Here is a 16,365-nt window from a genome sequence, read left to right as displayed (position 1 = left end):
CAAAAAAATTGTAAAAACGCTTATTCTTCGATTTTACCAACCTTATATTTATCAATCAATTTTAGATACGTATCAAACTGTTCTTCTGTCATCATTTTTTTAAAAGCTGCTCTTCTACTTACATCAATTTCTTTATGATATTGCACATAAACATCTAGTTTCCCATGATAATTATCGTGATTTTCTCTTAAAACAGTAAAGAAGGTTTCGTTTGCTAAATCGTATTTTACAGATTGTAAACTATCTAAATCTAACTCGTTTTTAATTAATGCCATATTGTGTTTTTCTCTTCCAAATCTTTCAATATTTACTTCTTTAAAGTACGTTACATATTGCTTTTCATCTAAAATTTCCTTTATTTTTGCATCTTGTTCTGCAAAAATTATTTTCTGAGCAGCTAAAGCAGCATCTCTATCTCCTTTTGCATCAATCCAAGCTTGTTTTGCTTGTGCTGTATATGCGGTTGCAATTTTATCAAACTTTGTAGTTTGTTCTTTTGTCAATGCAATTTTAGATTTTATCATTGGGAAATTAAACCTGCCTTTACTTTCTTTTTCACTACAACCAACAACAATTGTTAAGATTGCTATTATTAAAATTTTACTTATTAATTTCATGTTTATATTTTTTAATTGAACTTAACTTTTTTTCTTTATTCATCTAGAACGTTAATCTAATTTCTCTTTTAAATAAACATTATCTGGATCTTGTTTTTGATGGATCGTATTTAAAATTATCGCATTCTCTTTTTCTTTTAATTTTATTGCTAAATCTACGACTCTGTCTATATAAGCTCCTTGAGGTTTTAGATTAAAACCAATATTTTTTGACAACAAATTATATTGTGTTTCTAATATTGAAGGATTTTTTACTAGCTCTTTTACATTAATTCTAAAACCATTAAATATCGTTCTTAATCCATCAATTAATGATGGTAACACAACACTTCCGTGATCTTCGTCATTAAAAAACTTAACATGATAATTTAAATTTTTAGGTGCTGTAACTTCCATTAATTGAAGTGCTTTCCTTTTAGCTTCAAAATGAGCAAAATGCTGTTTGCTAGGATCCTTTTGATTTCCTTTAGAGTTTGCATTTGCAAAAAACAAAGTGCTTCCTTTAAAATCTATTGTTTCTAAATTACTTTCTAACTTTTTTACAAGTACATTATCATCCCACCATAAACTTGGGTCTATAATTAAATAAGCATTAAATTCTGAAGGATTTTTTAACAAGGTATTAAACGCAAACAAGCCTCCAAATGAATGTCCTATAAGAATTTTATAATCTAATGTTCTATAAGTCTGATTAACTTTAGTAATTAATTCTTCTGTAATAAAAGACTCAAATTTTTTAGAACCTCCATTTTCATAAGATAAACTCGTAACTTTTGTAGGCGTTAAATCTCTAGATCTATTGGTGTTTTTTATTGCCACAATAATACATTCTGGCATTAATGGATAATATCCGTCGGATAATTTTTGAACAATACCTGTGGTAACATTAAAAAATTTTTCTCCGTCTAAAAGATAAATAACAGGGTATTTTTGATTGGCAAAATTCTTATTTGAATAATTTTCTGGTAATGACACCAAGTATTCTCTTTCTTCATCTAATATTTTTGATTGTATGGTTTTTACCTCTCCGATCTCAATTTTTTGAGCTTGAGATAAAAAAGACATCAAACAAAAAGCAAAAACAATTATATTTCTCATATCTATGATATTTTAAAACAGAAAAGAGAACGCACAAACAACAACGCTCTCTTTTCAACATTTAATAATAATTAAAACAAACTATACGTAAGACCTAGTCTAAAGTTAAAAGGTTTTTGAGGTATTCCGTAACCATTGTAATATTCTTTATCAAAAATATTATCTGCCTTAAAACTTACTTTGTAATTATCTTTTTTGTAAAATACAGTAGCATCTACCGTTGTATACGCTTCTGAACCAAAGTTATTTGTTGTACTGTTATAAATTTCGCTCATATGATTAGCTCCTACTCCAAAGCCCAAACCTTTTGCACTTCCTTTTAAAGCTTGGTAACTTAACCAAAAGTCCCAAACTGTTTCTGGTGTGTAACTTAAGCTGTTTCCTAAAACAGCTTCACTACCAAAACTCACTTTTTCTAAAGTAGCATTGTTTTTAGTATATCCTGCAACAATATTTAAACCTGGTAATGGATTTGCAATTAAATCAATTTCGAAACCTTTACTTAAGGTTTCTCCTGTTTGAGAGCTAATTCCGTTTTCATCTACAATAATATCATTATCGATATTAATGTTGTAGTAACTAATTGTACTTAATAATTTACCGTTAAAGAAATCTAGTTTTGTACCAATTTCAAATTGTTTTGCTCTTTCTGGATCCCAAGAAATAATTTCTCCATTTCCGTTATCTGAAGGCGCATTATTGTTTAATCCATCCATATAATTTACAAATAAAGAGGCTTTATCTTCAAACGGATTATAAGCGACACCCAATTTTGTACTTAATGCATTTTGATTATAACCGTTATCTCTATCTACACCATTTGCTATGGTATTACTTGCCATAAAACGATCGAAACGTAAACCTCCTGTAAGCGTTAATTGTTTGTTTATAGTTATGGCATCAAAAGCATAAAAACCTAAAGTTTGAAATTTAGTAATTGTTTTATTTTTTGTTCCATCAGCTAAATTTGCTTCAAATTGATCGTTTGTTAAACCTGTAATAACAGGGTTTGTAGTATCTACGGCATCAATAGCATTCCAAACTCCGGTACGTTGTGTATCATCTAAATTATTTAAATAACTAATACCTGCAACAAATTTATTATCAACTTTATTACCTTCTACAACATTTAAAAAGTCTTGTTGAATATGTGTATTTTGAGTTTCTCTTGGATCTAATTGTAAGTAAAATCTATTAACGGTTGTTACATCTCCCATTACAACTCTTAAATAATTTGCATCTGTATACGAACTTGCTTTTGTGAAGTTAGTTTTTGATGTCCAAGTATCAGACAATTTATAATTCATGTTTATTTGAGACACTAAAGAAGAAAAATAACCAGCCATTTCATTTGTACCATAATTGGTATTAAAGTCCCAGTTTAAATCATCCCAAGAATTTACACTATCAGAAATTAAGGCTCCAGACACACCTCTTGCAAAGTTTAAATTACGTTTACTTTGGTTGTATTCTAGATTTGCTTTAATTGTTAACTTGTCTGACAACTCAAAAGTTAAAGAAGGCGCCAACATAAACTCTTTTATAATTCCTTGGTCTTGAAAACTAGCTTCATTATTATAAGCTCCATTAAACCTAAAGAAAACATTTTCTTCTTTGTTTAAAACAGTGTTATAATCTATGGTTGCTCTATTTAAATCGTAACTTCCTGCGATGTAACCTAAATCTAATTTCTCACCATTATAAGCTTGTTTTGTTACTTTATTTACAACACCACCAAAGTTGGCAATGTTATTAACATTAGCTCCATAAAATAAAGAAGCAGGACCTTTTATCAATTCTATTCTTTCTATATTTTGAGGATCAATTGGAGCTTTTACCCAAGCAATTCCGCCATTTCTTAAATGCACGTCAGATCTAAAACCTCTTAAAAACACACTCACATTACCGTCATTAGATTGTACATAACCTCCACCAGTAATACTTTTAAAAGCAGAAGCTAAATCTGTATTTACTTGTTCTTTTAATAATGCATTTGTTACAACTGAATAAGATTGTGGATTGTTACTATTCTTTAACGGAACCTTTGCAACATATTCAGATTCCTTATGTGCAAATTGATTTAAACGTTCTGCAATAATTACAACTTCATTTAATTGCTCTTGATTTTCATCTAACTGAACATCATTTATTTTAGTTTGTAGAGAATTTACTTGAATTTGAATGCTTTTACTGTGCATTCCTATTAATGAAAACTCTAAAGTATAATCTCCGTAAGGAATATTTTTTAAAGAATATTTTCCATCAAAATTTGTAGTAGTACCAAATTTAGTCGACTTAATAATTACATTTATAAAAGATGCTGGGTTACCATCTGATGTTATTACTTTACCTGAAACACTACCTGTACTTTGTTGAGCATAGGTTGAGCTTATTAAAAACAACGCAATAATTGTTTTTAGAATTCTTGATATTTGCATAATATTAATTGATTTTTATTTTTTAAGATTTAAAAATGAAAGTGTAATTTTTAATATAAAATTAGATACCTTAATCTTTTACTGTTCTTATTTAGACTAATTATTAATAATGTTTTATTTTTGTGCAAATCTAGATAAGTAAAAATCTATTATTATAACGCAAAAGGTTTTTTAATCAACGAGAAAAGAAGAAATGAAAACAACACTAAAAAGTGCTATTTTTGATAAAAACATATTAGTAAAATCATTTCAAAAAAATTTTAAAACGTCTAATTACACAGAGGAAACAACTGAAATAAATAACAATAGTATAAAAGGAACACAAACAGAAATCTGTATTAATGGTTTAAGAATTATAATAAGAGATCTTAAAACAAAAGATTATAATATAGACGTACAGCATGATTTTCCGTTATATAAATTACAATTTGAAATAGAAGGTTATAGCCACTATGTACCTTCAGATGCATCACAAACAGAAATTTTTATTCCAAATGCGCATTATAACTTATTTTACTTACCAGAGGTTAATGGAAATCTAAATTATAAAACAAAAAGTAGAAAGACGTTAGAAATACTTTTTACAGAACAATATCTGAAGGATATTATTGGCACAAATTTTAAACAAATACTACATAAATTAGGTACAGCCATCTCTAATAAAACTCCTTTTTTAATGTGGAAAAAAAGTAAGCCAATATCCATAGAATTAAAAAACCACATTAATCAAATTATTAACTGCAAGTATCCTGATGATTTAAAAAAAGCATATCTAGAAGCAAAAATCAACGAATTGCTGATACAGTTATTAGCTAAAACTAATGAAGATAATTATGAAAAAGAAAATAGTCTTTTGCCTATAGAAGATTATAAGAATATTCTAAAAATAAGTGAATACATACATATAAATCTAGAAAAATCTTTAACAATTACTGAATTAGCTGCAACAATAGGAGTAAATACATCTAAACTTAAACATGATTTTAAAGTAATATATGCTACCACAATTTTTAAGTATATAACTAAAATTAGAATGGAAAAGGCAAAAGAATTAATATTAGAAAAAAATTACAATGTAACAGAAGCAGCATATAAAGTAGGCTACAAACATTCACAACATTTTACGGTTGCATTTAAAAAGATTTATGGTTACTTGCCTAGCAAACTAACAGATTTTAATACTTTTAAATAAGGTAAATATCTAAACTTAAATTACTAAAAAAACAAGTAAAACATACACCTAAACCAACTATTCACCCTTTACAAAATCTAAATCTAGCACATTAAAATTATTGGCTGCTTTAACTAATAAAGTAGAGCCAATCGTCTCGAACAAGTCGTTTGTTTTAAGAATAAATTGAGCTTGTTTTTCAATTTTATAATTAGGAATTCCAACAATTGTTAAATCTGTAGATTTAGAATATTTTTTTATCAAACTGTAAAAAGGAATTTGATCAACAACGTTTTCTACAATTACAATTTCTACTAGCACTCTAAGATCTTCTACTAATTCAGATATTTTTGCATGAATAACATCCGGATTCACATTATTATTATCAACAAATAAAACACGAATAGAAGTTTGATTCCATTTTGGGGCAGCAATGATAAAACGGGCAATATTTAGCATCATTTCAGCATTCTTACTATCGGTTTCTCGCCACCATAAATCGATTGTTTTATACCTACCAAATTTCGACTTTCTATCAAAATCTAAATACAATAAGTTATAATCCAAATAAAGCAAGGTTTCCGTCATTTCTGCATATTCCGAAGAACCTTCTAACCCTTTTGGCCAACCCATCATAATCGTATTCGGTTCCACTCCGGAAAAACCAAAAGTAGTAGCAATATTGGTAATTCCTTTATATAAATTATCAACCTTAACTTGTCTAGCAAAAATACCTAATTCATTATAGATGTCTTCTCTAACAACCTGATCTCTCTTCTTTAAAGGAATTTTATTCTCTTTATCAATAATCAACTTAAAGTTAGTAACCACACCCGTTTTACCAGAAACGGCTTTACTTAATTCTAATAAATACCCCTGATGCTCACTACTTCCGCTAAAAAGAATAATATTTGGGTTCCAATTAGTGTCAATATCATGTTTTGTATCAATCTTCATCAAGCCTTTATTCACCACATTTTCCCAAACGCTTTTCCAGATATCTGTAGAATTTATTTTCACTTCCTTTCGTTGCAACATAAAATACAATCCTCCAATTACAGCCAAAGCCCCAATCATTGCAATCATGTCTAATTTAAACATCACTCCAAAACAAGCTACAAAACCCACCAAACCAATCCATCTTTTAATTTTAAAAGTGGGTTGAAAATCTGGGTTTGCCCAACTTTCTAAAAAATAAGACAGATTGATAAAGCCGTAAGCGGTTAAATAAAACATAGAAACCACACGCGCAATAACATCTAATTCACCTATTAAAATTCCGGCTTCTGCAATTAAAAACACCAATAATAATGCATTTACTGGCTCATTATTTTCTCCACTTCCTTTTGCAAAAAAACGAGGTGTAACTTTATCTACAGACATGGCCTGTAAAATTCTTGGGCCACCTAAAATTCCGCCTAAAGCGGATGATAATGTTGCTCCCCAAACTCCAGCAATTACGGCAGGAGCAAAAAAGGCTATTTTCATTAGAATATTATAATCCGATTTTAAAACTTCAGAATCTATGGTGTAGGCTATAAAAACAGCCAAAACTAAATACACAATTAAACCAACCCCAATGGCAAGTAAAGTACCTTTAGGAATAGAGTTTTTAGGGTCTTTTAAATCTCCGCTCATTGCTATTCCAGCAGTAAAACCAGTAACTGCGGGGAAAAATATGGCAAAAACAACCTCTAAAGGAACCGATCCTTCCGTAGAAAACATAGATACCGTTTGTGGTGTAAAATCATGCGACCCAAAGAAGATAGAAACTATTGATAAAACAATGGCTCCTAAAATAAAATATTGAGATTTTAAGGCAACGGATGTGCTTATTAAAGCCAAAGCAGTAAGTAAAACTAAGGCAATAGTTCCCGTAATTCTAAAGTCATTTATTTCCATTCCGAAGCCCAAATAACTATTAAAACTTTCTGCAAAACCTATTAAATATAATGCAATAGAAAAAGCAGTACCTACATACAAAGCAATACCAATAGAACCACCAATTGGAACACCCATACTTCTAGAAAGGACATAATAAATTCCGCCAGCACCAATTTTTTTATCGGTGGCAACAGAAGACACACTAAGACCTGTTGAGATAGAAATAACATGTGCAATTATAATAATTAGAATAGCACCTAATAAGCCTGCGTTTCCAACTACCCAACCAAGACGCATATACATAATTACACCTAAAATGGTAAGTATTGATGGTGTAAAAACACCTGCAAATGTGCCGAATTTTTCAGTTTTTGACATTCCTTAAACCCTGTTTATTAAAATAAAGTAATCTGAATATGAATTTTTAAATTCATCAATTTTCTCTTACTGCAAGATATTAATAATTACTCAACCTAAAAACTAAGTTAATGTTGCATTTTCTAATAATATACGATAGTAATTATGATGTTTTCTTATAACTCCAAACTGCCAAACCATTCATAACAATGGCAAAAAGTAATGTTTTTATTAATTGCGGAAGAATATCTGTAAAACCAGAACCTTTAAGCATTACCATACGCATAACCTCAACAAAATATTTTATTGGATTGAATTCTGTAACTATTTGTGCCCACTCTGGCATACTTTCGATAGGTGTAAACAAGCCGCTCATTAAAATAAAAATAACGGTAAAAAACCAAGCAATAAACATGGCTTGCTGCTGTGTATCTGTAAAGTTAGAAATGAATAACCCGATGCCTAAAATCACCAAAATATAAATAGATGTGTATAAATATAGAAGTGCCAAACTACCAATCATAGGAACGTTAAATATCAGTTTTGCTAAAGTTAATCCTACTGTTAATAGCCCCATTCCTATCACCCAAAACGGAAAAAGTTTACCAATTATAAACTGACTCTTTTTAATAGGTGTCACGTTTATTTGCTCTAAAGTTCCTATTTCTTTTTCTCGAACAATATTCATCCCCGAAAGGAATAAAGTAATCATGGTAACCAGCAAAACAAGAATTCCAGGAACCATAAACGTTTTGTAATTCAATGTTTTATTATACCAGAATAAAGGAATGGTTGCAATACTAATTGGCTGTACGCCTTTGTCTGAAATTTGTAATAAATCTGTTTTTATCTGTTGATTAAAACTCTGTAAAATCTGTGTTACATATACGTTTTCTACACCTGCTGCTGCTCCATCAATGGCGTTAATAGTTACTCCTAATTTATTGTATTTTTCTTTTTGTAAATCACGTTCAAAGTAGTGGGGAATTTCTATAACTACATCTACCTTACCTTTTAGCATTTCTGAACTTGCTAATTTTTCTGAAGGAAAATCGGTTAATACATCAAAATAGGTAGAAGCATTAAATTTTTCTATTAACGCTCTAGAGGTTGATGTATGATCATGATCTATATAGCCAAATTTGATGTTTTTCACTTCAAAAGTAGCCGCATTAGATAAAATAACGAGTTGTAATAACGGTAAAACAAAAATGATTGGAAGCATTCCTTTATTTCTAAAGATTTGCTTAAATTCTTTCTGTATGATGTATAATATTGTTTTCATATTTATAAAAGAATAAAGAGAATAGAATAAAGAAAAAAGACATTTTAGTTTAGCCTATATTTTCTCTTAACTTTATTTACTCTTATCTAAATTTCACTTTTTTGTTTAACTGAATACTGCTACTCTTTACTGTGACTGCAAACTATTTCACTCTAATCTAATTTTATATTTTTTAATACTTAAGGCTATAAAAAACACGGTCATTCCTAATAAAATTAAGGTTTCTTTCCATACATATTGTAATCCAACTCCTTTTAACATAATGCCCTTTATAATGATGATAAACCATTTAGCAGGAATAATATTACTGATCACTTGCAATGGAAATGGCATACTTGTTATAGGGAATATAAAACCAGATAATAAAATTACAGGCAGCATTAACCCCATTAAAGAAATCATCATGGCAGTTTGTTGCGTTGCAGAAATAGTGGATATTAAAATACCCAAAGCCAATGCAGAAATAATAAATAAAACACTTTCTAAACCTAACAATAATAAGCTTCCTTGAACTGGCATTTTAAAGATAAAAATACTCAGCAAAACAATAACGACAGCGTTAATTATGGATAGAAAAATATAAGGAAACACCTTACCAATAATTACCTGAAATGGTTTTAATGGCGATACTAAAAGTATTTCCATAGTACCTAATTCTTTTTCTTTGGTAATAGAAATAGAGGTCATCATTGCAGAAACCAACATTAAAATAATAGTCATAACTCCAGGTACAAACATGTACACACTTTTTAGTTCTGGGTTATACACCATGCGTGTTTCCGGAATAATTTGATATGCAATTGTAATTTCTTTATTTAATTCTTGTTGATATTTTTGAAGAATCGCATTTACAAAATTACTAATGGTATTCGCCGTATTTGGGTCTGTAGCGTCCGTAATAATCTGAACCGTTGCTTTGTTTTCTTTAATCAAGTTTTTACTAAAATCTTTTTCAAAATTTAAAACAGCTTTTACATGTCCTTTTTTAAAAATAGTTTCAATATCAGCTTCTTTTTCAATAATTTGCTTGATACTGAAATATTTTGAGGCCGCTATTTTATTAATAATTTCTTCTGTAGTGGCATCTTTAGAATGATCTAAAATAGCAATATCTACATTGTTGATTTCGTTGGTAATAGCAAAACCAAATAGCATAATTTGAGCAATCGGCATTCCAAAGAGGATAAACAACGAGCGTCTATCTCTAAATATATGGTAGAATTCTTTCTTTATAAAGCCTATAAATCTTTTCATTTCCTTTAAATTATTACACTGAGATTCACAGAGAACTCACAGAGATTCGCTGAGTTTTTTCTACTGAATACTGTGACTGTGACTGAAAACTATTTTTCAACCCCTTGCAAGTTTTAAAAACACATCATTCATATTATCTACTTTAAACTGTTCTTTTAATTTTTTTGGCGTGTCTAAAGCTTCAATTTTTCCATTTACCATAATTGAAACTCTATCGCAATATTCTGCTTCATCCATATAGTGTGTGGTTACAAAAACCGTAGTTCCTTGGTGCGCAGCTTTGTAAATCAATTCCCAAAACTGACGCCTGGTAATTGGATCTACGCCTCCTGTGGGTTCATCTAAAAAAACAATTTTTGGATCGTGAAGCAAAGACACCGAAAAGGATAACTTTTGTTTCCACCCCAATGGTAATGACCCAACCAACTTCTTTGCAACACTTTCTAAGCCTAATTCTGCTATTAAAATTTCTGATTTTTCTTTGATTCGTTTTCTTGATAAACCATAAATTCCGCCAAAAAATATAATATTTTCTTTCACTGTTAAATCGTCATACAAAGCAAATTTCTGACTCATATAACCAATGTTTTTTTTGATATCTTCTGCATGTGTAAACACATCAAAACCTGCAACTTTTGCTTTACCAGAAGTGGGAGTAGAAATACCAATCAGCATTTTCATGGCCGTTGTTTTTCCAGCACCATTTGCGCCTAAAAAACCAAATATTTCGCCTTTTTCAACCTCAAAAGTAATTTTGTTGACGGCTGAAAAATCTCCAAACATTTTGGTTAATTCTTCTACTTGTATAACTTTGTTATTGTTCATTTTGTTTTATTAGAGACCTCACAGGTTTTAAAAACTTATGAAGTCTAATACGTTGTTTATTTTGCTAATTCCATAAAAGTATCCTCTATAGTTGCTGATGTTCTTTCTATTAAAACATTAGATAAATTTTTCGATTCCAAGTATGTTTTTAAATCATTCGGATTAAAATTTTCTCTTGTATCTGTATAATGCACAAACTCTCCAAAAGGATATACACTATGGTTAAATTCATACTCTTTTAAATTATTAATAAGCTGATACATGTTGTTTGCGCCTACATTATAAATTTGATACGGATAATGTTTTACAATGGCTTCTGGCGTATCAATTTCTAAAATTTTTCCATCCTGAATTAAGGCTATTCTATCACACAAAGCAGCTTCATCCATATACGGTGTAGAAACCAAAATGGTGATATCTTTTTGCTGCAAACGTTTTAACATTTCCCAGAATTCTTTTCTAGAAACGGGGTCAACTCCTGTAGTTGGTTCATCTAAAAACAACACTTTCGGTTTGTGGATTAACGCACAACACAAAGCTAATTTTTGCTTCATTCCTCCAGATAATTTTCCTGCTCTTCTATCTTTAAAGGGTGCTATCTGCACATAAATATCTTTTATTAAATCGTAATTTTCTTCAATGGTTGTCCCGAAAATAGTAGCAAAAAAATCTAAATTTTCTTCCACTGTTAAATCTTGATACAATGAAAATTTCCCAGGCATATAGCCAACATTTTTCCGAATACTTTTATAGTCTGTAATTACATCAAAACCAGCAACGGTGGCAACACCTTCATTAGCAATTAAAAGCGTGGTTAACACTCTAAACAAAGTGGTTTTACCTGCTCCATCCGGACCAATCAAGCCAAAAAGTTCTCCAGGCTTTACTTCCAAAGAAATGTCTTCTAAAGCTTTTACCTTTTTATAAGATTTGCTAATATTTTTTATAATTATAGACATTTTCTTTTTTTTCTATGTGTTACTCCGTGATATCGCTTTATGAGTTATTACACAGAGTAAAATGAGTTTCACAGAGGTGTTTTGGTAACAACTAAACTATTATATCAAATTCCTAATTTTTTAACTGCCAACTGCTACTGAGAACTGCTAACTGAATTAATCCACATTTCTGCAGGCATTCCAATTTTTAAGCTTCCGTCATTAGCCACATTCACCTTTGCAGCATATACCAAAGCAACGCGTTCTTCTTTAGTTTGAATAATTTTAGGCGTAAATTCTGCTTCAGAAGCAATCCAACTAATAGTACCTTCAAAAGATTTCATATCTTCAGTAGCATCAATTTTAACCGTAACTTTTTGTCCGATTTTAATGTTTGCCAATTGTGTTTCACTAATATAAACACGTAGTTCCATAGTACTTAAATCTGCAATTTTATACAAAGGCTTTCCAAAAGCAGTAATTTCATTTGGTTCTGCAAACTTGGTTAAAACGGTTCCGTTTACAGGGTTTATTATTTTACTTTTTTTAATTTGATCGTCAATTTGTTTTAATTGAACATCTATACTTTTTAGTTCGTTTACAACAGGTGCATTCTGAATTTCTACACTTCTAATCTGACTTTTAATAACATCTATTTCACCAGAAACATCATCTAATTGTTTTTGCGTACCGGCATTGTCTTTAATTAAATTTTCTACTCTAGTTTTATTAATTCTGGCAGTTTTTAATTTTGAATTTAACACAGAAATCTGTGATAAAACTCCTTTAGACTTGGAGTTAATTACAGACTTTGAAACGATTAATTGTTCTCGTTTTAAAGCGAGTTGTACCGTATCTATAAAACCTACAAATTGGTCTTTTTCTAATTGATCGCCTTCTTCTATAGAAAACTGAATTAATTTCCCGTTATTTTCTGCTGAAATAGTTATTTCTGTAGCTTCAAAATTCCCATAACCATCAGCTTTATCGTTGTTGTTTCCACAGGAAAATAGAGTTGTAGCAATTATGCTTAATGTTAATATGTAATTATAGTTTTTCATTTTGTATGTTTTTTCTCCCGCAGATTACAAGGATTTTCGCAGATTTTTATATTATCACTTTTCTCTGCGCATATCTGCGTTATCTGCAGAAAATATTTACTTTCCTTTTATCGTATTATAATTCGCTTTTGCTAATTGTACTTGTATTTTGTGTCTTAATAAAGTGTTTTCTGCTTCAAATAGATTGGTGAATTCTGTTACATAAACTGATGATGTTATCACCCCATTTTTAAGTTGAGAATCTAATGTTTTCAATACTTTCTTACGAAGATTGATGATTTCTTCATCCGAATTTATAAAAGCTGAAATCTTTTCAATTTCTTGTTGTTGTTTGTTAAGTTCTATATTGGTGTTTAGTTTAAATATTTCAGTTTCATTTTCTATGATATCTTTGCTAATTGCCACTGTTTCTTGTTGTTTTTTATTGGTATTCCAATCAAACACATTCCAATGTAATTTAACCCCCACTATATAATAGGATTGAAAAGAATTATCAAGCATATTCAACCCAGGATTTCCATAACCGCCAGTTGCAAAGCCATTTAATTTTACCGAATTTTGTTTAGAAATAAGTGCTTCCTGACTGTTTATTTCTTCCTTTTTCAATTGAAATAAATCTAGTTCGGGTCTTGATATTTCTGTTTGTAATTCCGTTTTAACTAAAGGTTTTTCAAACTTTGTAGCGGTACTTACAGATTGCCCAATTAAACTCGATAAAGTATTAATTAAAGTTGTTTTCTGACTTTCAATTGCTATAAATTGTTGCTTAATTTTTAATAATTCTGCCTCTAAAACACTATCCGAAGAAGGCAATAAAATGCCGTGTTTTACACCCGATTGTACTTCCTTTAGTTTAGCTTCTAATTGCTTTTTTTTAGCTTCTAATAAGTTGAACGTTTCTTGGGTTAATAGAACAGAAAAATACAGTTGATTAATTTGTGCTTTCAACTGATAGATATTCGTATCCACTTGTTTTTGTTTTGTTTTAAATTGCGCTTTTTTAACCTTTAAATTAGCAGCTGTTAAACCACCATTATAAATCAATTGATTTACAGATAAAGTTGCTTTGTATTGATCCTTATTCAAGGGATTTATATTCGCATTCGGAATCGGAATTTCAATAACATCAGATTGATACGTTGCTTGTGCATCTAAGTTAATTTGTGGCAATTTCGAATTCGAAATAATTTCTGTATCTAATTGATGTTGCGTCTTTAACAACTGATGTTGCTTAATTAAAGGATAGTTTGTTTCTACTAAATTATAACAATCATTAAGCGTTAAACGCTCTTGCGCAAATGCCGAGATACTTAGTATTGCTATTAAAATGAATACTACTTTTTTCATCTTATTTTTTTATTGAATTAATGATAAAATCGGCAACTTCAGTTTTACGATCTTCTATGAGTTTCTGAAATCCGTCTTCTTCAACTGCAATTAAACCTTGAATTAAAGGCTTGGCTATAAAAGGAAATACATTTAAGGCTAGAATATTGATAAATAATTGTGCTGCATTAACATTTTTGATAGTACCATTTTTAACTTCAAGAGCTACCTGTTTTTTAAATTTTTCTAGATTTGGAAATCCATTATTTTCCTTCATTTTTAACATAAAATCAGGATTTCTATTCAATTCTTGAATAATGAAATTAGGTAAATAAGGATGCTTCTCAATAAAGGAAATATAGTTTGATGAAAAATTTCGTACCTTTTCTTCTATGGATGAATCGTCATTTAAAACTGCATTTAATTGAGGCGCCAATAATGAAAATGCATTTTTAAATACAGCTTCAAAAAGTAATTGTTTACTTCTATAATAATAGTGAAGCATCGCTTTGTTTATGCCAGCTTCATTGGCAATTTCTTGCATGCGAGCACCATCCATTCCTTTAGATTGAAATACATTTTTTGCTGCATTTAAAATTTGTTCTTCTGTATTTTCGTTTTTAGTCCCGCTCATTAACTATTTAGTTTAACCAATTGGTTAACAAATGTATAATGAATTGAAACTAGATAAGATGACTTATATCATGTAAGCTATATAAACAGTTATTTATTAAGCTTATTATAGATTTTTTTAATGATAATCAACCCTAAAACACCTCCTAAAACGGAGACGATGCAGTTAATTATAAATAATGAAGTATTAAATGTACCATGTTGCATTATCGATTGCGGATTAAAGCCTAATCGTCCAAATGATTTAATGAAAAAGACACTTCCAAAAACACCCGCTATTGTATTGCCTACAATACCAAATGAATATTTTTTAAACAGCATACCAAAACCAATCGCTCCAATTATTCCTAACAAAATACTCAGTAAAGAAATTAATGTTTCTGTCATAATATTAGATTTAGACTAATGACCGTAATCCATTTTATCAACTTTACCACCCTTTAATATTTTTTGGATAATTGCGTAAATCACAACTAAGATAATACCAATAATCCCCCAAATAAATGCAATAGACAAACCGTATTCTGGTGCCGCAGTATTGTATATAGTAAGTGGCTCGTGAACATCGTTAACAGAAGGTAAAATAACTGGAAATAAAGAAGCCAAAGAAGAAGTAATTCCTCCTAATATTAATAACGTTGATAACCAAAAAGCATGCACATCTTTTTTAATTTTTTTGATAAAAAACAAACCAACTAATCCTGTAAAATACAGCATTGGGAATACTAATAAATAAGGTTTATCAACAAAATTATTTAAAGAGTCTGGATTTACAATTTGCCAAACTGCTACCGAAAAAATAGTAAGAATTGTTAAAACAATATTCAACTTAAAAATAACACCTTTTAATTTTAAATTGATAGACGAATTAGTTTTTAAAATTATCCAATTAGCACCGTGTATTGCTAAAGTTACTACAGAAATTAAACCTATAATAATCGTAAACCAATCGATAACTCCTGGATGTTCTGTTAAAGGGCTAAAACTACTATCCCAAAGTGGTAAGAAAAAATAATGTCCTTCGTAAACAGAGGTTCCGTTTTCTACGCCACCTAAATTTACACCTCTCACAATATTCCCTAGCGCAATTCCAAAAAATAAGGCTAATAATAAACTAGAAACTCCAAAAGAAACATCCCAAATATCTTTCCACATTTGAAACTTAAATTGACTTCTAAATTCAAGTCCAATTGCTCTAAAAATAATCAACCATAAAACGATGATTAAGGGCAAGTAGAACCCGCTAAATACAGAAGCATAAAAAGTAGGGAAAGCCATAAAGAGCATTCCACCTGCAGCCACTAACCAAACCTCATTAGAGTCCCAAAATAAACCTGCAGATTTTGTAATTACTTCTTTATCTTTTTCTTTTTTCGCAAAAAATAAATGAATAATTCCTGTTCCGAAATCATATCCGTCTAAAACAAAAAAGATCCCTAAAACAGTTGCTATTATAATGTACCAAAATATTTCCATCG

The 16,365-nt window shown here is 29.8% G+C and carries 14 protein-coding genes; 1 reads left to right on the top strand and 13 read right to left on the bottom strand.

What is annotated here, in order from left to right; genetic code table 11:
- Positions 1 to 20: 20 nt before the first annotated feature.
- The 3 genes from WHD08_RS13190 to WHD08_RS13180 all read right to left on the bottom strand — a co-directional run bounded on the left by WHD08_RS13190 (position 21) and on the right by WHD08_RS13180 (position 4,153).
- The gene (locus WHD08_RS13190) at positions 21 to 617 is read right to left on the bottom strand and encodes a hypothetical protein (RefSeq protein WP_208890513.1); all 597 of its coding nucleotides are present in this window, start codon (positions 615 to 617) and stop codon (positions 21 to 23) included.
- Between the two features lie 51 nt (positions 618 to 668).
- Positions 669 to 1,715, bottom strand: coding sequence for an alpha/beta hydrolase (locus tag WHD08_RS13185; RefSeq protein WP_208890514.1), 1,047 nt, complete (start codon positions 1,713 to 1,715; stop codon positions 669 to 671).
- 71 nt (positions 1,716 to 1,786) lie between these two features.
- Positions 1,787 to 4,153: a TonB-dependent receptor gene (locus WHD08_RS13180; protein ID WP_165731712.1), complete on the bottom strand. Its 2,367-nt coding sequence runs from the start codon at positions 4,151 to 4,153 to the stop codon at positions 1,787 to 1,789.
- 193 nt (positions 4,154 to 4,346) lie between these two features.
- Between WHD08_RS13180 and WHD08_RS13175 the strand changes: the two genes are divergently transcribed.
- Positions 4,347 to 5,345, top strand: a complete 999-nt coding sequence (locus WHD08_RS13175) for a helix-turn-helix transcriptional regulator (protein WP_165731711.1) — start codon at positions 4,347 to 4,349, stop codon at positions 5,343 to 5,345.
- Between the two features lie 57 nt (positions 5,346 to 5,402).
- On the opposite strand, the gene WHD08_RS13170 is transcribed toward WHD08_RS13175, so the two are convergent.
- The 10 genes from WHD08_RS13170 to cydB form a co-directional block, all read right to left on the bottom strand.
- Entirely contained in the window at positions 5,403 to 7,586 is a 2,184-nt protein-coding gene (locus tag WHD08_RS13170) for an amino acid permease (RefSeq protein ID WP_208890515.1), read from the bottom strand.
- A 142-nt stretch (positions 7,587 to 7,728) separates the two neighbouring features.
- A complete protein-coding gene (locus tag WHD08_RS13165) occupies positions 7,729 to 8,850 on the bottom strand; it encodes an ABC transporter permease (RefSeq protein WP_208890516.1) in 1,122 nt (373 codons plus the stop codon).
- Between the two features lie 147 nt (positions 8,851 to 8,997).
- Entirely contained in the window at positions 8,998 to 10,104 is a 1,107-nt protein-coding gene (locus tag WHD08_RS13160; protein ID WP_208890517.1) for an ABC transporter permease, read from the bottom strand.
- Between the two features lie 96 nt (positions 10,105 to 10,200).
- A complete protein-coding gene (locus WHD08_RS13155) occupies positions 10,201 to 10,929 on the bottom strand; it encodes an ABC transporter ATP-binding protein (protein WP_208890518.1) in 729 nt (242 codons plus the stop codon).
- 56 nt (positions 10,930 to 10,985) lie between these two features.
- A complete protein-coding gene (locus WHD08_RS13150) occupies positions 10,986 to 11,888 on the bottom strand; it encodes an ABC transporter ATP-binding protein (RefSeq protein ID WP_208890519.1) in 903 nt (300 codons plus the stop codon).
- 134 nt (positions 11,889 to 12,022) lie between these two features.
- Positions 12,023 to 12,928 (bottom strand): HlyD family secretion protein, encoded by a 906-nt coding sequence (locus WHD08_RS13145; protein WP_208890520.1) that lies wholly within the window; start codon positions 12,926 to 12,928, stop codon positions 12,023 to 12,025.
- A 96-nt stretch (positions 12,929 to 13,024) separates the two neighbouring features.
- Entirely contained in the window at positions 13,025 to 14,275 is a 1,251-nt protein-coding gene (locus WHD08_RS13140; protein ID WP_208890521.1) for a TolC family protein, read from the bottom strand.
- 1 nt (position 14,276) lies between these two features.
- Positions 14,277 to 14,888 (bottom strand): TetR/AcrR family transcriptional regulator, encoded by a 612-nt coding sequence (locus WHD08_RS13135; RefSeq protein ID WP_208890522.1) that lies wholly within the window; start codon positions 14,886 to 14,888, stop codon positions 14,277 to 14,279.
- Between the two features lie 89 nt (positions 14,889 to 14,977).
- Positions 14,978 to 15,274: a hypothetical protein gene (locus WHD08_RS13130; RefSeq protein WP_165731702.1), complete on the bottom strand. Its 297-nt coding sequence runs from the start codon at positions 15,272 to 15,274 to the stop codon at positions 14,978 to 14,980.
- 15 nt (positions 15,275 to 15,289) lie between these two features.
- Entirely contained in the window at positions 15,290 to 16,363 is a 1,074-nt protein-coding gene (cydB, locus tag WHD08_RS13125) for a cytochrome d ubiquinol oxidase subunit II (RefSeq protein ID WP_208890523.1), read from the bottom strand.
- Positions 16,364 to 16,365: the final 2 nt, after the last annotated feature.

This window comes from Polaribacter sejongensis, assembly GCF_038024065.1.
In the GTDB taxonomy this organism is placed as follows: domain Bacteria; phylum Bacteroidota; class Bacteroidia; order Flavobacteriales; family Flavobacteriaceae; genus Polaribacter; species Polaribacter sejongensis.
Note: the sequence above shows the minus strand (reverse complement) of the source record. Positions and strands in the feature narration are given on the sequence as shown.

Bases quoted from the DNA above. Each gene is read 5' to 3' on its own strand.
- WHD08_RS13170 (WP_208890515.1), bottom strand. From the start codon at position 7,586: ATGTCAAAAACTGAAAAATTCGGCACATTTGCAGGTGTTTTTACACCA.
- WHD08_RS13145 (WP_208890520.1), bottom strand. From the start codon at position 12,928: ATGAAAAACTATAATTACATATTAACATTAAGCATAATTGCTACAACT.
- WHD08_RS13190 (WP_208890513.1), bottom strand. From the start codon at position 617: ATGAAATTAATAAGTAAAATTTTAATAATAGCAATCTTAACAATTGTT.
- WHD08_RS13175 (WP_165731711.1), top strand. From the start codon at position 4,347: ATGAAAACAACACTAAAAAGTGCTATTTTTGATAAAAACATATTAGTA.
- WHD08_RS13135 (WP_208890522.1), bottom strand. From the start codon at position 14,888: ATGAGCGGGACTAAAAACGAAAATACAGAAGAACAAATTTTAAATGCA.
- cydB (WP_208890523.1), bottom strand. From the start codon at position 16,363: ATGGAAATATTTTGGTACATTATAATAGCAACTGTTTTAGGGATCTTT.
- WHD08_RS13165 (WP_208890516.1), bottom strand. From the start codon at position 8,850: ATGAAAACAATATTATACATCATACAGAAAGAATTTAAGCAAATCTTT.
- WHD08_RS13140 (WP_208890521.1), bottom strand. From the start codon at position 14,275: ATGAAAAAAGTAGTATTCATTTTAATAGCAATACTAAGTATCTCGGCA.
- WHD08_RS13150 (WP_208890519.1), bottom strand. From the start codon at position 11,888: ATGTCTATAATTATAAAAAATATTAGCAAATCTTATAAAAAGGTAAAA.
- WHD08_RS13185 (WP_208890514.1), bottom strand. From the start codon at position 1,715: ATGAGAAATATAATTGTTTTTGCTTTTTGTTTGATGTCTTTTTTATCT.
- WHD08_RS13155 (WP_208890518.1), bottom strand. From the start codon at position 10,929: ATGAACAATAACAAAGTTATACAAGTAGAAGAATTAACCAAAATGTTT.
- WHD08_RS13180 (WP_165731712.1), bottom strand. From the start codon at position 4,153: ATGCAAATATCAAGAATTCTAAAAACAATTATTGCGTTGTTTTTAATA.
- WHD08_RS13160 (WP_208890517.1), bottom strand. From the start codon at position 10,104: ATGAAAAGATTTATAGGCTTTATAAAGAAAGAATTCTACCATATATTT.
- WHD08_RS13130 (WP_165731702.1), bottom strand. From the start codon at position 15,274: ATGACAGAAACATTAATTTCTTTACTGAGTATTTTGTTAGGAATAATT.